General features: G+C 61.3%; 15 protein-coding genes. 5 read left to right on the forward strand and 10 right to left on the reverse strand.

Going from position 1 to position 15,928, the window contains the following annotated elements:
• Nucleotides 1-9: 9 nt before the first annotated feature.
• From B9Z43_RS07680 to B9Z43_RS07715, 8 genes are all read right to left on the reverse strand, one after another.
• Entirely contained in the window at nucleotides 10-321 is a 312-nt protein-coding gene (locus B9Z43_RS07680) for an FmdB family zinc ribbon protein (protein ID WP_108324260.1), read from the reverse strand.
• Between the two features lie 102 nt (nucleotides 322-423).
• Nucleotides 424-1,869, reverse strand: a complete 1,446-nt coding sequence (locus B9Z43_RS07685) for a sodium:solute symporter family protein (protein WP_108324261.1) — start codon at nucleotides 1,867-1,869, stop codon at nucleotides 424-426.
• A 30-nt stretch (nucleotides 1,870-1,899) separates the two neighbouring features.
• Nucleotides 1,900-3,465, reverse strand: coding sequence for a ubiquinone biosynthesis regulatory protein kinase UbiB (gene ubiB, locus B9Z43_RS07690; protein ID WP_108324262.1), 1,566 nt, complete (start codon nucleotides 3,463-3,465; stop codon nucleotides 1,900-1,902).
• Nucleotides 3,462-4,010, reverse strand: a complete 549-nt coding sequence (locus tag B9Z43_RS07695; protein WP_108324263.1) for a hypothetical protein — start codon at nucleotides 4,008-4,010, stop codon at nucleotides 3,462-3,464. Before B9Z43_RS07695 ends, ubiB begins: the two co-directional genes overlap by 4 nt.
• Before the next feature lie 47 nt (nucleotides 4,011-4,057).
• Complete coding sequence (locus B9Z43_RS07700) at nucleotides 4,058-5,032, reverse strand: Tim44 domain-containing protein (RefSeq protein WP_108324264.1); 975 nt, start codon at nucleotides 5,030-5,032, stop codon at nucleotides 4,058-4,060.
• Between the two features lie 38 nt (nucleotides 5,033-5,070).
• Entirely contained in the window at nucleotides 5,071-5,802 is a 732-nt protein-coding gene (gene ubiE / locus B9Z43_RS07705) for a bifunctional demethylmenaquinone methyltransferase/2-methoxy-6-polyprenyl-1,4-benzoquinol methylase UbiE (RefSeq protein ID WP_108324265.1), read from the reverse strand.
• Nucleotides 5,803-5,812: 10 nt separating this feature from the next.
• Complete coding sequence (locus tag B9Z43_RS07710; protein WP_108324266.1) at nucleotides 5,813-6,229, reverse strand: gamma-butyrobetaine hydroxylase-like domain-containing protein; 417 nt, start codon at nucleotides 6,227-6,229, stop codon at nucleotides 5,813-5,815.
• 18 nt (nucleotides 6,230-6,247) lie between these two features.
• Nucleotides 6,248-10,126, reverse strand: coding sequence for a DUF3683 domain-containing protein (locus B9Z43_RS07715; RefSeq protein ID WP_108324267.1), 3,879 nt, complete (start codon nucleotides 10,124-10,126; stop codon nucleotides 6,248-6,250).
• A 175-nt stretch (nucleotides 10,127-10,301) separates the two neighbouring features.
• Between B9Z43_RS07715 and ugpQ the strand changes: the two genes are divergently transcribed.
• Nucleotides 10,302-11,045: a glycerophosphodiester phosphodiesterase gene (gene ugpQ / locus B9Z43_RS07720; protein WP_108324268.1), complete on the forward strand. Its 744-nt coding sequence runs from the start codon at nucleotides 10,302-10,304 to the stop codon at nucleotides 11,043-11,045.
• 30 nt (nucleotides 11,046-11,075) lie between these two features.
• Here the strand turns inward: ugpQ and B9Z43_RS07725 are convergent, their stop codons facing one another.
• Nucleotides 11,076-11,351, reverse strand: coding sequence for a hypothetical protein (locus B9Z43_RS07725; protein WP_108324269.1), 276 nt, complete (start codon nucleotides 11,349-11,351; stop codon nucleotides 11,076-11,078).
• Between the two features lie 125 nt (nucleotides 11,352-11,476).
• On the opposite strand from B9Z43_RS07725, the gene hemA reads away from it, so the two are divergent.
• The 4 genes from hemA (at nucleotide 11,477) to grxD (ending at nucleotide 15,235) form a co-directional block, all read left to right on the forward strand.
• Complete coding sequence (gene hemA / locus B9Z43_RS07730; protein ID WP_108324270.1) at nucleotides 11,477-12,748, forward strand: glutamyl-tRNA reductase; 1,272 nt, start codon at nucleotides 11,477-11,479, stop codon at nucleotides 12,746-12,748.
• 189 nt (nucleotides 12,749-12,937) lie between these two features.
• Nucleotides 12,938-14,026 carry a peptide chain release factor 1 gene (gene prfA / locus B9Z43_RS07735; protein ID WP_108324271.1) on the forward strand — a complete coding sequence of 363 codons (1,089 nt, stop codon included), beginning with the start codon at nucleotides 12,938-12,940 and terminating at the stop codon, nucleotides 14,024-14,026.
• Complete coding sequence (gene prmC / locus B9Z43_RS07740; protein WP_108324272.1) at nucleotides 14,026-14,871, forward strand: peptide chain release factor N(5)-glutamine methyltransferase; 846 nt, start codon at nucleotides 14,026-14,028, stop codon at nucleotides 14,869-14,871. The genes prfA and prmC overlap by 1 nt, the downstream gene beginning before the upstream one ends.
• Before the next feature lie 40 nt (nucleotides 14,872-14,911).
• On the forward strand, nucleotides 14,912-15,235 hold the full coding sequence (gene grxD, locus B9Z43_RS07745) for a Grx4 family monothiol glutaredoxin (RefSeq protein ID WP_108324273.1): 324 nt from the start codon (nucleotides 14,912-14,914) through the stop codon (nucleotides 15,233-15,235).
• A gap of 48 nt (nucleotides 15,236-15,283) precedes the next feature.
• Here grxD and B9Z43_RS07750 read toward each other — a convergent pair whose 3' ends face one another.
• Nucleotides 15,284-15,919: a lytic transglycosylase domain-containing protein gene (locus tag B9Z43_RS07750; RefSeq protein ID WP_199222275.1), complete on the reverse strand. Its 636-nt coding sequence runs from the start codon at nucleotides 15,917-15,919 to the stop codon at nucleotides 15,284-15,286.
• Nucleotides 15,920-15,928: the final 9 nt, after the last annotated feature.

The raw sequence follows: 15,928 nt of genomic DNA on the forward strand, positions 1-15,928 counted from the left end.
AGTTGGGGATCAATGGCAAGCGCAGGAGGTACCGCAACCGCCAGCAGCCGCTGGGATCGAGGTATCGGCAGCCGCCGCCGCAGGCTCCGCGCTGGTGGCAGGGCTGGAAGCCGCAGCAGCACCGGTCACACCGCCACTGCCGCCTTTGAAATCGGTCGCATACCAGCCAGAGCCCTTGAGCTGGAAACCCGGGGCGCTGAGCTGTTTGCTGAACTTGGGGGCACCGCAGGCTGGGCAGTCGGTCAAAGGCGCGTCGGAGATTTTTTGCAGAACATCCTTGGCATGTCCGCAGGACTCACACTTGTAGGCGTAAATGGGCATGAAGAGGGCTCTTTTCAGGTTGAAAATTCAAAACCCTCAATTATAGGCGGGGGGCGACTCTTCAAGCCCCGCCGACGCTTTGAGCCTGGTTTCGATCGAGGATTACTCCAAGCCCACCACTTTGTGATGCCCTGCATGCTGGTTGGCCAGCCATTGTGGCGCCACAGAGCCCAGCCACATGCCCGCCAGACTGGCCAAGACACCCGCCAACTGCGCCGGAAACTCTTCGCCCACAGCCGTGAGCATGAACAAAAGCCAGGTCAACAAGCCCAAGACGATGGCCAGCAAGGCACCCTGGGTGCTGGCTTTTTTCCAGTACAGCCCAAAGGCCAGGGGCACAAATGCCCCTACCAGCGTGACCTGGTAGGCACCAGAAACCATTTCGTAGATCGAAGTGCCCTGCATCGCGATGGCATAAATCAGCACCAGAACACTGAACACCAGCACCGTGATGCGCATGGCCTTGAGCTCTTGTTGGTCACTTTGGTGCGGGAAAAACTGGCGCCAGATGTTCTCCGTGAAGGTCACGCTGGGGGCCAGCAAGGTGGCCGAAGCACAGGACTTGATGGCGGAGAGCAAGGCCCCGAAAAACAGCACCTGCATGATGAAGGGCATCTGGGTCATGACCAGCGTGGGCAAGACTTTTTGCGGGTCTTCGGCGATCAGTTTGGCCGCTTGCTCGGGCATGATGATCATGGCGCTGACCACCAGGAACATGGGCACAAAGGCAAACAGGATGTAGCAAATGCCACCGATGACCGGGCCCCGCGTGGCCGCAAACTCGCTGTTGGCCGACATGACGCGTTGGAAGACGTCCTGCTGCGGAATCGACCCCAACATGATGGTGATGGATGCGGCAAAAAAGAAAATGATGTCCTTGAAATTGGGCTCTGGCCAGAACTTGAACATGTCCTGACTCACCGCCAGCGCCAGCACTTTTTCTGCACCACCGGCTTGGTGACCCGCAAATACCGCCAGGATGGCCAGCCCCACAACCAAGATGATCATCTGCATGAAGTCGGTGATGGCCACCGACCACATGCCGCCAAACAAGGTGTAGGCCAGGATGGACACCACGCCGATCACCATGCCCAGCGGCATGCTGATGGTGCCGTCGGACAAGACGTTGAACACCAAGCCCAGCGCCGTGACCTGCGCCGTGACCCAACCCAGGTAACTGACCATGATGATGACCGAGCAGATGACCTCCACGCTGCGGCCATAGCGCTCACGGAAGTAATCGCTGATGGTCAGCAAGGTCATGCGGTAGAGCTTGGCAGCAAAGAACAGGCCCACCAAAATCAGGCAACTGCCCGCGCCAAAGGGGTCTTCCACCACACCATTGAGGCCGCTGTTGACGAACTTGGCCGGGATGCCCAACACCGTCTCGGAGCCAAACCAGGTGGCAAAGGTGGTGGTGATGATCATGGCCAAGGGCAAATGCCGACCCGCAATGGCGAAGTCGGCAGAATTTTTCACGCGCTTGGCAGCCACCAGGCCAATCGCGATGGTCACCAGCAGGTAGGCGATCACGAGGGTCAGCAACACGGCAATGTCTCCTGTTTGAGAAACGAAAAATCAGTACAACTGCAAGTGCGACCAGACCTGCAGCCCCAGCAAGCTGAGCAGGAATCCCATGCCCAAATACAGCAGGATTTGCAGCAAACGGTTGGTGCGGCGCTGCTCAGCCAGCAGCTGCTCCAACTGGCGTGCATCCCCCTGGCGCGGCTGCTTGAGGTAATCGTGCAACAGGCGCGGCAGCTGCGGCAACAACTTGGCGTAATGCGGCGCCTGGGCCTTGAGCTCTTCCCAGAGCTTTTTGGGTCCGATTTGGTCCAGCATCCACTTTTCAAGAAAGGGCTTGGCGGTGCTCCACAGGTCCAGCTCGGGGTCGAGCTGGCGCCCCAGGCCCTCGATGTTTAGCAAGGTTTTTTGCAAAAGCACGAGCTGGGGCTGGATTTCGACATGAAAGCGCCGCGAAGTCTGGAACAAGCGCATCAACACCATGCCCAGAGAAATTTCCTTGAGCGGACGGTCAAAGTAAGGCTCGCAAACCGCACGGATCGCGGCTTCAAGTTCGTCCACACGCGTGTCAGCCGGCACCCAACCTGACTCGATGTGCAGCTCGGCCACGCGCTTGTAATCACGGCGAAAGAAAGCAGTGAAGTTCTGCGCCAGGTATTCCTTGTCGTATTCGGTCAGCGTGCCCACGATGCCAAAGTCCAGCGAGATGTAGCGACCAAAAGTCTCGGGCGCCAGGCTAACCTGGATGTTGCCGGGGTGCATGTCGGCGTGGAAAAAACCGTCACGAAAAACTTGCGTGAAGAACAAGGTCACGCCATCGCGGGCCAGCTTGGGGATGTCCACTCCGGCGTCGCGCAAGCGGTCCACGTGGCTGATGGGCACACCGTGCATGCGCTCCATCACCAGCACTTCGGGCTGGCAATAGTCCCAGACCATCTCGGGGATCAGCACCAGGTCCAGTCCTTCCATGTTGCGGCGCAGCTGGGCAGCGTTGGAGGCTTCACGCACCAAGTCCAGCTCGTCGTTGAGGTACTTGTCGAACTCGGCCACCACCTCGCGCGGTTTGAGGCGTTTGCCGTCGGCGCTCAGGCTTTCGACCCAGCCGGCCATCATGCGCATGAGGCTCAGGTCTTTTTGAATGACGGGCAACATGCCCGGGCGCAAGACCTTGACCGCCACTTCGCGCAGTTCACCAGACTTGCTGCGCAAGGTCGCAAAGTGCACCTGCGCGATCGATGCGCTGGCCACGGGTTCACGCTCGAAGCTTTCAAAGATCGTGTCCACGGGCTTGCGAAAAGCCCGCTCGATGGTGGCCACAGCAATGTCCGAGCTGAACGGCGGCACGCGGTCTTGCAGTTTGGCCAGCTCTTCGGCGATGTCCAATGGCAGCAAATCACGCCGGGTGGACAAGACCTGACCGAACTTCACGAAGATCGGACCCAGGCGCTCCAGCGCCTCGCGCAGGCGCACCGCACGGGGCGAGCGCAGGTCACGCCCCACCGAGAGGACGCGGGCCAACAGGCGGATCCAGGGCTTTTGGAAACTGGAGAGCACCAACTCGTCCAGGCCATAGCGCAGGACAATGAAGACGATGAACGCGCCGCGGCCGAGGCGGCTCATGCTGCGCTACCGGAAACGATGTCGTTGCCAGGGCGCTTGGCCACAAAGCCACGCAGGGCTTCCATGGCTTTGCGGGCCGCTTGTGCCAGCGTGTGGGCCATGGCATCCCCCACCAGGCGGGCCAGGTCTTCTTCAGCGTCCCAACGCACATGGTCGATCAACCAGTTGATCTCGGCGGCCAGTTGCACATCGCCTTCGATGCGCACTTTGGGTTTATCGCCCTTGGCCAGGGCCGAGGCCAAAGACACCGGGGACGCTTCGGTCACCGTCAGGCGCAAATCAAAGCCCTCGAAGCGGCCGCGTTCAAGCAAGCCGGCGGGCGTGGGTGTCAGCTGCAGCTGGATGCGGTCCCAGACCAGCTCGATGCGCTGCCCTTTTTGGCGGGCCAGACGGGCCATGGCCTCAGGCTCGCTTTGCAGCACATGGTTGAGGAACAGGACGAGGCGATTGACCGACTCATCGACCACCCAGGCGGGTGGCTGAAAGTTGGAAGCGAATTGGGGTAGCGCCTGAGCGGCCCAAGAAAAAGGGGACTGTGTTGCCATAGTCCCCGATTATTCCCGAAACAAAGGCCCCGCCTGGGGCCGGTGTTTTATTGCAGCGCTTGCACGCCAGCAACCAACCAGCCGCCGCCGTGTTTGGACTTGGTCATGTTCCAGACTTCGCGGAAGGGGCTGGGGCCTGCCGAAGCATCTTCGCGGATCATGCCGTTGAACTCGACGCTGGCCAGATAAGCCTCAGCCTGCTCTTCGGTGCCCAACAACTGTGCCTCAAGCATCACCACTTCGGTCTTGTTGGGCTGGCCAGGGAACTGGCTTTCACGCTCAGTCAATTGGCTGCGAATTTCGGACACCATGGTGTCGGTCATCATGGAGCGCAAAGTGGCGATGTCCGAACGGTCCCAAGCGTCTTGCAAGGTGACAAAGTTCTGTTTGGCGGCAGCCACAAAACCGGCCACATCAAAGTCAGCAGGAATACCCCAGGCCTGAGAGCCACTCAAGGCAGAGCCAATCATCGAACCACCGGTTTGAGCGGCTGCTGAGCCGTCAAACTGTGTCCCCTGGGCTTCCCAGGGACGGGCCGAAGCATCGTTGCCGACTGTCTCGGGCTTGTATTGTTTGAACGATGCAGGCTGCTCAGCAGACGCGCCTGCGCCTTGGTAAGCCAGGCCCCCTTGTTGGGCTGCACCACTTTTACGGCGCATGATCATGCCGATCACCGCCATCACGGCTACGCCAATCAACAAGAACATCAGGACGTTGCCAAAAGCTTCACCCATGCCCAAGGAATGGGCCAGCCAAGCCAAGCCCAAGCCAGCTGCCAAACCGCCCAGCATCGCACCCCAAGGCTTCTTGGCTGCAGGTGCTGCGACCGGAGGTTTTGCAGCGGCAGGCGCCGCTTGCTGCGCGGGGGTTGCCGCTTGTTGTGGACGCACAGCTTCACGTTGCGTCACTTGGTTCGATTGCTGGCCAATGGATTTGCCACCGCCCATGCGACGGGCAGCTTCAGCATTCAAACTGCCCAGGGCCAAAACGCCAGCGAGCAAAAGGGTCAAGAACTTGTTCACGGTGTCTCCAATGGATAACAAAACTCACAAATCTGGCATCAACACTTGATGCCTGCGTGTAAGGCTACCACCCCTGCCGATAAATTATGAAAATCCACATGGCCAAATCCGCTGTTTTTCATAAGGGTTTTCAGCTCTTCCTGGCCGGGATGCATACGAATGGACTCAGCCAAATAGCGGTAACTGTCGGCATCGCCGGCGACCAGCTTGCCCATGTGCGGCAGGATCTTGAAGCTGTACCAGTCGTAGATTTTCTCCAGCGGCTTGGCCACTTTGGAGAACTCCAGCACCAGCAATTTGCCACCAGGCTTGAGCACACGGCACATCTCTTTGAGCGCCACATCCTTGTGCGTCATGTTGCGCAAGCCAAAGGCCACGCTGACCACGTTGAAATGGTTGTCCGGAAAAGGCAACTTCTCGGCGTCGCACACCAGAGTGGGCAGGGCCAGGCCGTGGTCCACCAAGCGGTCACGGCCAGTGCTCAGCATGGCTTCGTTGATGTCGGTGTGCACGACTCGCCCCGTGGCACCGACCTTCTTGGCAAAGGCCATGGACAAGTCACCCGTGCCGCCCGCGATGTCGAGCACCTGATCGCCTTCTTTGAGGTTGGCCACCTGCACGGTGTAAGCCTTCCACACGCGGTGCAGGCCCATGGACATCAGGTCGTTCATCACATCGTATTTGGACGCGACGGAATCGAACACGCCACGGACGTGTTGGGCTTTTTCTTTTTCGTCGACGGTCTTGAAACCGAAATGGGTGGTGCTCATGGGGATTGCTTCAGTGGTTGTGACCGCAGCTGCTGCCGGCTTTTCCGAGCATGGGCGCGTCACGGTCGGTGCCTGCGGCTTGCAGGCGCTCTTCGTATTGTTGCCACAAAGCGGCTTGCTGGTCGCCCAAAAAGTACAGGTACTCCCAGGTGAACAGGCCCGAGTCGTGGCCATCCGAAAAGGTCGGCTTGACAGCGTAGTTGCCCACAGGCTCGATCTCGATCACCGAGACCTCGCGCTTGCCTGTTTGCAGCACTTCCTGGCCGGGGCCATGGCCCTGCACCTCGGCCGAGGGGGAATAGATGCGCATCAGCTCGAACGGGATGCGAAATTGCGCCCCATCGGAAAAGCCGATTTCCAGCACCTTGGTCTGACCGTGCACGGTCAGGGACTCGGGTGTAGGCGTTTCTTTTTTCAATCCAGCCATGGTCTGCTTTCGGGCGGGTTAAACCAGCACGCGTTCAATGCCACCGGCATTGGCCGCGCTGACGTACTCGGGCATCCAGTTTTCGCCCAGGATGTGTTTGGCCATCTCGACCACGATGTAGTCGGCTTCGAGCAGGCCGTTTTTCATGTCATCGCCATAGCGCGACAAGCCTTGCAGGCAGCTGGGGCAGCTGGTCAAAATCTTGACGTTGGCTTGCGGGGCCAGCGCGCCGCTGGCACGCAAGGCGGCTTCGCCCTTGAGCAGCTCTTCCTCTTTGCGAAAGCGCACTTGGGTGGCGATGTCCGGGCGGGTCACGCCCAGCGTGCCTGACTCGCCGCAGCAACGCTTGCTCTCGATCACGTTGTCACCCATCAAGGCCTTCACGGTCTTCATGGGTTCTTGTTGCTTCATGGGGCTGTGGCAGGGGTCGTGGTACAGGTAAGCGCCACCTGCTTCGAGTTTCATGCCTTTTTCGAGCAGGAATTCGTGGATGTCCACAATCCGGCAGCCCGGGAAAATCTTGTCGAACTCGTAACCTTGCAACTGGTCGTAGCAAGTACCGCAGCTGACCACCACCGTCTTGATGTCGAGGTAGTTGAGCGTGTTGGCCACACGGTGGAACAGCACACGGTTGTCGGTGATGATCTTCTCAGCCTTGTCGAACTGGCCCGAGCCTTTTTGCGGATAGCCGCAGCACAGGTAGCCCGGTGGCAGCACGGTCTGCACACCTGTATGCCAGAGCATGGCCTGGGTCGCCAAGCCCACCTGGCTGAACAGGCGCTCCGAGCCGCAACCGGGGAAGTAAAACACGGCCTCGGACTCCGATGTCGTGGCTTTGGGGTCGCGGATGATCGGCACATAGTCGTTGTCTTCGATGTCCAGCAGGGCACGCGCCGTCTTTTTGGGCAGGTTGCCCGGCATCTTCTTGTTGATGAAGTGGATCACCTGCTCTTTGATCGGCGCAGTGCCCACCGAGGCGGGCGGTGCGCTGGTTTGCTTGCGGGCCACGCCTTTGAGCAAACCGGCCACAAAACGCTGTGCTTTCATGCCCACGCCCACCATGGCCATGCGGGCCAGCTTGATGGTTTCGGGGTTGGTGGCGTTGAGCATGAACATCGCGGCCGCATTGCCAGGACGGAAGCTCTTTTGCCCCATCTTGCGCAACAAGTTGCGCATGTTCATGGACACATCGCCAAAGTCGATGTTCACCGGGCAAGGTGTCAGGCACTTGTGGCACACGGTGCAGTGGTCGGCCACATCTTCGAATTCTTGCCAATGCTTGATCGACACGCCACGGCGGGTTTGCTCTTCGTACAGGAAGGCTTCCACCAACAAGGACGTGGCGAGGATTTTGTTGCGTGGGCTGTAGAGCAAATTGGCACGCGGCACATGCGTGGCGCACACCGGCTTGCACTTGCCGCAGCGCAAGCAGTCCTTGACGCTGGCCGCGATCTCGCCAATGTCGGACTGCTGCATGATCAGCGATTCGTGGCCCATCAGGCCGAAGCTGGGGGTGTAGGCATGGGTCAGGTCGGCGGCGTGCACATCGTCGCCCAAGCCCGTCAGGGCCGCACCGCGCAGCAGCTTGCCTTTGTTGAAGCGCCCTTCGGGGTCCACTTTGGCTTTGTAAGCGGTGAAGTTGGCCAACTCATCGTCGGTCAAGAACTCCAGCTTGGTGATGCCAATGCCGTGCTCGCCCGAGATCACGCCGTCCAAGCTGCGCGCGAGCACCATGATGCGGGCCACCGCTTCGTGCGCGGTTTGCAGCATCTCGTAGTTGTCGGAGTTGACCGGGATGTTGGTGTGCACATTGCCGTCACCGGCGTGCATGTGCAGCGCCACCCACACGCGGCCCTTGAGCACGCGCTGGTGAATGGCGGTGACCTCATTCAGGATCGGCAGGAAAGCCGAACCCGAGAAGATGTTCTGGAAAGCCGGGCGGATTTGCGTCTTCCAGCTGGCACGCAGGCTGTGCTCTTGCAACTGGGGAAACAGCGCATCCACGTCGGTCAACCAGCCTTGCCATTGGGCCTGCACTTCGCGCACCACCGCCAAGGCTTGCGCCACGCGGTCTTCCAGCAACTCGGCCGAAGGGATGTCGCTGGCGTCGTCTTGCTTACCCAGTGGCAAGTTGCCCCGCTCAAGGAAGCTTTCCAGCTCGGCGCAAAACTTGAGTTTGTTGCGCAGGCTCAGCTCGATGTTGATGCGCTCAATGCCGTCGGTGTACTCGGCCATGCGTGGCAGCGGAATCACCACGTCTTCGTTGACCTTGAAGGCGTTGGTGTGGCGCGAGATGGCCGCAGTCTTTTTGCGGTCGTGCCAGAACTTTTTGCGCGCCTCGGGGCTGATGGCGATGAAGCCTTCGCCACTGCGCGAGTTGGCGATGCGCACGATCTCGCTGGTCGCCTTGGCCACATCGTCGGCGTTGTCACCGGCGATGTCGCCGATCAGCACCATCTTGGGGAAACCGCCGCGCTTGCTCTTGGTGGAATAACCCACCGCCCGCAAATAGCGGTCGTCCAAGTGCTCCAGGCCCGCCATCACGGTGCCGGTGCGCTTTTGCTCGGCAAACATGAAGTCCTTGATCTCGACGATGCTGGGCACCGCCTCGCGGGCGTGGCCAAAGAACTCCATGCACACGGTGCGGGTGTGGGTGGGCATGCGGTGCACGACCCAACGGGCGCTGGTGATCAAACCATCGCAACCTTCTTTTTGCACGCCGGGCAGGCCGCTCAAGAACTTGTCGGTCACGTCCTTGCCCAGGCCTTCCTTGCGGAAAGTTTTGCCGGGGATGACCAGGGTTTCGGTACGAATCGGTGTTTTGCCGTCGGCCTTGAAGTAACGCAACTCAAACGTGGCCACGTCGGCGTCGTGGATCTTGCCCATGTTGTGGTCCATGCGCACCACGTCCAGCCATTCGGCGTCGGGCGTGACCATGCGCCAGCTGGCCAGATTGTCGAGCGCTGTGCCCCAGAGCACCGCCTTTTTGCCACCCGCGTTCATGGCGATGTTGCCGCCCACGCAGCTGGCTTCGGCCGATGTCGGGTCCACCGCAAACACAAAACCGCCGCGCTCGGCCGCATCGGCCACGCGCTGGGTCACCACACCGGCTTCGGTGTAGATGGTAGGGATCTTGTGCGCGATGCCCGGCAAGTCGACCATCTCGACCTCGGTCATGGCTTCGAGCTTTTCGGTGTTGATGACCGCGCTCTTCCAGGTCAAGGGAATAGCGCCGCCGGTATAACCGGTGCCGCCGCCGCGCGGGACGATGGTCAGGCCCAAATCGATACAGCCTTTGACCAAACCGGCCATCTCGACTTCGGAGTCAGGCGTCAGCACCACAAAGGGGTATTCCACGCGCCAGTCGGTCGCGTCGGTCACATGGCTCACGCGAGACAGGCCGTCGAACTTGATGTTGTCTTTGGCCGTCAGGCGGCCCAGCGTCTTTTGCACCTGGCTGCGCAGCTTGGCGCGGTTGGCAAAACGCTCGTTGAACTGCGCCACAGCCTGACCCGCCAGACCCAGCAATTGCCCAACCAAGTCGTCACGGCTCGCATCGGCTTGCGGCGTGCGGCGTTTTTGCACTTCGCCCAAGCGGTGTTGCAAGGCGTCCACCAGCAGCTTGCGGCGGCCGGGGTTGTCCAGCAGGTCGTCTTGCAAATAGGGATTGCGTTCGACCACCCAAATGTCGCCCAGCACTTCGTACAACATGCGGGCCGAGCGGCCTGTGCGGCGCTCATCGCGCAGCTGGTTCAGCAGATCCCAGGCCTTCTCACCCAGCAGGCGCACCACGATTTCGCGGTCAGAGAAGCTGGTGTAGTTGTACGGGATCTCGCGCAGGCGCGGCGCATCGGCGTCGGCTTGCATCAAATGTTGGAGCGTGGTGGGTGCATTCATAGGGGTAGGCGCGGTCAGCAGCGTGTCAATACGCATTCAGCCAGACACGGAAACTGGCTTGAACCCGGCTGAGGCTGAATGTTACCGCAGTGCAACAAACACGCGCCGGTCATAGGGGCAGGCATCCCTGTGCGGAGACCACACCATCTTGCACACTTTATGATCCATCCGACTTATGCACACCCACTCGCTCTGGCCCTACCCGCGTTGGATTGCCCACCGAGGCGCTGGCCAACTCGCCCCCGAAAACACCCTGGCCGCCTTGCGGGTGGGCGCCGCGCACGGCTTTCGCATGTTCGAGTGCGATGCCAAAATCAGCGCCGACGGCGTGGTGTTTCTGATGCACGACGCCACCTTGGAACGCACCACCAACGGCCAAGGCGTCGGCGGTGATCTGCCTTGGCATGCCCTGTCTGAGCTGGATGCAGGCCACTGGCATTCAAGCCCTTACAGGGGTGAGCCCCTGGCCACACTGGAAAGTGCGGCGCATTTTTGCCTGACCCACGGCTACCACCTGAACATCGAGATCAAACCCACACCCGGCACCGAGGCCATCACGGGGAAAATGGTGGCGCAAGAAGCCGCTCGGCTTTGGCAAGGCGCAAAAGTGCCCCCACTGCTGACCTCATTCAAGCCGGAAGCTTTGGCTGCGGCTGAGCAAACAGCGCCCCTGTTGCCACGCGGCTTGTTGCTCGACAAATTGTGGGCTGACTGGCTGCCCACCGCCCAAGCCCTGACTTGCATGGCTGTGGTGTGCCACTACAAATTGTGGGATACCGCCGCAGTGGCCCAAGTCCATGCCGCAGACATGAAATGCCTGAGCTACACCGTCAACGACGCATTGACAGCGCAGCACCTGCTGGCCTTGGGCATCGATGGCCTCATCACGGACCGGGTGGACGTGTTCGACCCAGACTGATGCCAGCCCAAGCTGGGGCAGGATGGGGCTTTATTTTCGGGCCCAACCCCGGTGCAGGGCCCACTCGACGGTAGCGGCCACCAGCACCAAAAGCATGTAGGTACTCATTTTTCCGTCATGGCCTTGCACCACCAAGCCTGCCACCAACACCAACACCCCAGCCACCGCATGGATGGCCATGCGACGGCGCAGTGGTGCGCCGCCAGAGCCCATCACCCAGCGTCCAGCCCAAGGCATGAGCACGGCCATGGCCAGCGCAGGCAGCACGAAGTTGAACAGGTGCAAGATGAGTTGCCAGAAAGTCATGGGGGCGTGAAAAGATCAATATGGGCCGTCAACCAGCGTGACGGATTGCGCCCAGATTGTGCCTCGAAAGGCCTCTGCTGCCGCGCCTTGTCATGTCGGCGCGGGCGGCTTTCTATAATCGGAGGATGGCTGTCTGGACCCTCGGTTTGAACCACACGACTGCGCCGCTGGATTTGCGCGGCCGGTTTGCGTTCGCCGTGGACCAATTGGCCCCCACTTTGCAGGGTTTGCGCAGCGACTTGGCCCAGCGCAACGACCAGACGCCCGAAGCGGCGATCTTGTCCACCTGCAACCGCACCGAAATTTATTGCGCCGCCGACCAGGCTGCCACCGCCGACACCCTGCGCTGGCTGGCCCAGGCCGGTGGCGTGACAGCGCAAGAGCTGCAGTCGCACACCTATTTGCTCGAAGGCAACGAAGCCGCACGGCACGCCTTTCGGGTGGCCAGCGGGCTCGACTCGATGGTGCTGGGCGAAGCCCAAATCCTGGGGCAACTCAAAGACGCGGTGCGTGCCGCCGAACAAGCCGGCGCTTTGGGCAGCACCCTCAACCAGCTGTTTCAACGCACTTTTGCCGTGGCCAAGGAAGTGCGCACAGCCACCGAAATCGGTGCCCACTCGATCAGCATGGCCGCCGCCTCGGTGCGCCTGGCCAGCCAGCTGTTTGAAGACCTGAAAAACATCAAGGTGCTGTTTGTCGGCGCAGGCGAGATGATCGAGCTGGTGGTGACGCACTTTGCCGCCCGCCAGCCCAAGGGCATCGCGATCGCCAACCGCAGCTTGGAGCGGGGCGAAAAGCTCGCTGGCCGCTTTGGGGCCGAGGTCATGCGCCTGGCCGAGTTGCCCGATCGCCTGCACGAGTTCGACGCCGTGATCAGCTGCACCGCCAGCACCCTGCCCCTGATCGGCTTGGGTGCGGTCGAGCGTGCACTCAAAAAACGCAAGCACCGCCCCATGTTCATGGTGGATCTGGCCGTACCGCGTGACATCGAGCCCGAGGTCAAGTCACTGGAAGACGTGTACCTGTACACCGTAGACGACCTGGCCAGCGTGGTGCAAGCCGGTCAGGCCCAGCGCCAAGCGGCGGTGGCCGAGGCCGAAGTCATCATCGACGCCGGGGTGCAAAGCTTCAGCCACTGGCTGGGCCAACGCGACAGCGTGCCGCTGATCCAGCAACTGCACCAACAAGCCGACAGCTGGCGCGAAGCCGAATTGGCCCGCGCCCGCAAGCTGCTGGCCAAAGGCGATGACCCCGAAGCCGTGCTCGAAGCCTTGGCCAAAGGCCTGACCCAGAAAATGCTGCACGGCGCACTGGCCGAACTGCGCAGCGCCGACCCGACCCACCGCGAGCAGACCATGCACACGGTCCAGCGCCTGTTTTTGCGGCAAGAGCGTTAGCGGCACTGTACTCAGCTGACCCGGGCCATTGGGTCACGGCGACCCCCGCTGACCGTCACTGCGAGCGCAGCGCGGCAGTCCAGCTCCTCAAGCCGCCAAGACCCAAGACACTGGATCGCCAGGCTTCGCTCGCGATGCCCCCATCCAGGCCCCTCACAAATTGCGCCGTCCATTCACCCTCTGCACCGCATGAAACCCTTTCTGATCCAACAACTCGAACGCTACGCCCTGCGGCTGACCGAGCTGGACTTTTTGCTCTCGCGTGAAGACATCATGGGCGACATGAGCCAGTTCCTGAAGCTGTCGCGCGAGCACGCCGAGGTCAGCGCCGTGGCCTCGCGCTTTGCCCGCTTTCAGCAGCGCAACGCCGACCTGGCCGCAGCGCAAGCCATGCTGGACGATGCCGACTTGCGCGACATGGCCGAAGAAGAAATGACGAGCGCCAGCGCTGAGCTTCAAACCCTCGAAGCCGAACTGCAACGCATGCTGCTGCCCAAAGACCCAGACGATGCCCGCCCCGCGTTTGTCGAAATACGCGCGGGCACGGGAGGCGACGAGTCGGCCCTGTTTGCGGGCGACTTGCTGCGCATGTACACGCGCTTTGCCGAAAGCCAAGGCTGGCGCTGTGAGATCGTGTCCGAATCGGTGAGCGAGTTGGGCGGCTACAAAGAAGTGGTGGTGCGCATCGAGGGTGACCAGGTTTATGGCGCACTCAAGTTTGAATCCGGTGGGCACCGGGTGCAGCGCGTGCCTGCCACCGAAACCCAAGGCCGCATCCACACCAGCGCCTGCACCGTGGCGGTGTTGGCCGAACCGGACGAAGCCGAGGCCATCAAGATCAACCCCTCTGATTTGCGCATCGACACCTACCGCGCCAGCGGTGCGGGCGGGCAGCACATCAACAAGACCGATTCGGCTGTGCGCATCACCCACTTGCCCACCGGCATCGTGGCCGAATGCCAAGACGGCCGCAGCCAGCACAGCAACAAGGCGCAGGCTCTGAAGGTGCTCACCGCTCGCATTCAGGAAAAAGACCGGGCTGAGCGCGCCGCCAAAGACGCCGCTGAGCGCAAGAGCCTGATCGGCAGCGGCGACCGTTCGGACCGCATCCGCACCTACAACTTCCCGCAAGGCCGCCTGACCGACCACCGCATCAACCTGACCCTGTACAAGCTGCTCACCATCATGGAGGGTGATTTGAAAGACGTGGTCGATGCGCTGCAGGCTTACGAAGCCGCAGAGCAACTGGCCGCGCTGGAGATCGGGGCCACCGCATGATGAACACCTCCAGCCTGACCCAATGCCTGAACCAAGCACAAGCACAAGGCCTGGCCCGGGTGGATGCGCAAATGCTTTTGCTGCACAGCCTGGGGCGGCCACTGCATGACCGGGCCTGGCTGTTGGCCCATGACAGCGATCTGTTGACCGAGGCGCAACAACACCGCTGGGACCAGGCCCTGCAGCGTCGCCTGAAGGGCGAGCCGGTGGCCTACATCACCGGTCGCAAAGACTTTTTTGGGCTGACCCTGAACGTGGACGCCCGCGTGCTGGACCCACGCCCCGACACCGAAACCCTGGTGGAGTGGGCTTTGGCGGTGCTGCCTGCCACGCCTGCCCAACAAAGCTTGCGCATTCTGGACCTGGGCACCGGCAGCGGTGCGGTGGCCTTGGCACTGCAACACACGCGCCCCGATGCGCAGGTCTGGGCCGTCGACGCCAGCCAAGACGCACTGGCCGTGGCCCGTGCCAATGCCCAAGATTTGAATCTGCCGGTGCAGTTTGTGCTCAGCGACTGGCTGGCCGCTGTGCCCGGCGTGTTCGATCTGATCGTCTCCAACCCCCCTTATGTGGCCGATGGTGACCCGCACCTGAGCGCGCTGACGCACGAACCCCTGCAAGCCCTGACCAGCGGCGCCGATGGCCTTGAGGACATCCGCCAGATCATCGACCAGGCTCCCAGCCACCTTGCACCAGACGGATGGCTGCTGCTGGAGCACGGCTGGGACCAAGCCGAGTCCGTGCAAGCTTTGCTGCGCGAGGGGGGGTTTGTACAGGTGCAATCTCGCAAAGATCTGGCGGGTATGGACCGCTGCACCGGCGGACAACGGCATTCAGAGGGATAATCCATCCCATTCGAAATCGGCCCCATTTGGAGTAAAAACCATGAGCGACACCCAACAACGCATCGACGAACTCGTCAAAGGCAACGACATCACCCTGTTCATGAAGGGCAGCGCCAGCTTCCCGATGTGCGGTTTTTCGGGCCGCGCCATCCAGATCTTGAAGGCCTGCGGTGTGGACCCCAAGACCGTCAAGACCGTGAACGTGCTGGACGACGCTGAAATCCGTCAAGGCATCAAGGAATACAGCAACTGGCCCACCATCCCTCAGCTCTACGTCAAAGGCGAGTTCATTGGCGGCTCGGACATCATGATGGACATGTACGAATCGGGCGAGCTGCAGCAAGTGATCAACGGCCAAGCCTGATCCTTCTGCACTGCGCGCACAAGCCACCTTCGGGTGGCTTTTTTGTGCTCAATCGACGCTGTGGCGCCAGCGCTGCTGCGCTGCCAAGACCGCCTGCGGATAAGGCGCTTGCCCGCGCGAGCCGTTGTAGCGACCCAGACCCATGAACAGATCACCGCCTTCGCGGTCCAGGTAATGGCGCAAGATCACACAGCCAAAGCGCAAATTGGTCTGCATGTGAAAGAGTCGGCCTTCATGGCCATCGCCAATGGTGCGGGCCCAAAACGGCATGACCTGCATATAGCCCCGCGCACCGGCTGAAGAGATGGCAAATTTCCGGAACGCGCTTTCCACCTGCACCAGCCCCAACACCAAAGACAAGGACAAACCCGCCCGCCGGGCTTCGTACCACAGGGTTTGCAAAAACTCCTGCCGCTCGGTGGGGTGATTTTTGTAGCGGGTCAAACGCTGGCTGCTGGCCGCCTGCCATTGGGCATAAGCCTGCTGCTCGGCCTCGGTCCTCAGGACGGGCTCAGGCGGCGCAGCATCGGCCACCGCCGCGCTCAGCGCGGTGCGCACCGCGTGCGACAAAGGCTCTTCAATTTGCGAGCCTGCATGGGCCTGCCAGGGCCAGGCCGAAAGACTGGCCGCCGCCATGCACCCCAGGGCGCATCGGCGGCTCACCAGATCAGGGGCGCCCGACATGCCCCCAGC

The organism is Limnohabitans sp. MMS-10A-192, assembly GCF_003063335.1.
Classification (GTDB): Bacteria; Pseudomonadota; Gammaproteobacteria; order Burkholderiales; family Burkholderiaceae_C; genus Limnohabitans_A.

What these genes read in the sequence shown, in the direction of transcription:
- B9Z43_RS07680 (WP_108324260.1), bottom strand. Translation starts at nt 321, where the DNA reads ATGCCCATTTACGCCTACAAGTGTGAGTCCTGCGGACATGCCAAGGAT.
- ubiB (WP_108324262.1), bottom strand. Translation starts at nt 3,465, where the DNA reads ATGAGCCGCCTCGGCCGCGGCGCGTTCATCGTCTTCATTGTCCTGCGC.
- B9Z43_RS07695 (WP_108324263.1), bottom strand. Translation starts at nt 4,010, where the DNA reads ATGGCAACACAGTCCCCTTTTTCTTGGGCCGCTCAGGCGCTACCCCAA.
- ubiE (WP_108324265.1), bottom strand. Translation starts at nt 5,802, where the DNA reads ATGAGCACCACCCATTTCGGTTTCAAGACCGTCGACGAAAAAGAAAAA.
- B9Z43_RS07710 (WP_108324266.1), bottom strand. Translation starts at nt 6,229, where the DNA reads ATGGCTGGATTGAAAAAAGAAACGCCTACACCCGAGTCCCTGACCGTG.
- B9Z43_RS07715 (WP_108324267.1), bottom strand. Translation starts at nt 10,126, where the DNA reads ATGAATGCACCCACCACGCTCCAACATTTGATGCAAGCCGACGCCGAT.
- ugpQ (WP_108324268.1), top strand. Translation starts at nt 10,302, where the DNA reads ATGCACACCCACTCGCTCTGGCCCTACCCGCGTTGGATTGCCCACCGA.
- B9Z43_RS07725 (WP_108324269.1), bottom strand. Translation starts at nt 11,351, where the DNA reads ATGACTTTCTGGCAACTCATCTTGCACCTGTTCAACTTCGTGCTGCCT.
- hemA (WP_108324270.1), top strand. Translation starts at nt 11,477, where the DNA reads ATGGCTGTCTGGACCCTCGGTTTGAACCACACGACTGCGCCGCTGGAT.
- prfA (WP_108324271.1), top strand. Translation starts at nt 12,938, where the DNA reads ATGAAACCCTTTCTGATCCAACAACTCGAACGCTACGCCCTGCGGCTG.
- prmC (WP_108324272.1), top strand. Translation starts at nt 14,026, where the DNA reads ATGAACACCTCCAGCCTGACCCAATGCCTGAACCAAGCACAAGCACAA.
- grxD (WP_108324273.1), top strand. Translation starts at nt 14,912, where the DNA reads ATGAGCGACACCCAACAACGCATCGACGAACTCGTCAAAGGCAACGAC.
- B9Z43_RS07750 (WP_199222275.1), bottom strand. Translation starts at nt 15,919, where the DNA reads ATGTCGGGCGCCCCTGATCTGGTGAGCCGCCGATGCGCCCTGGGGTGC.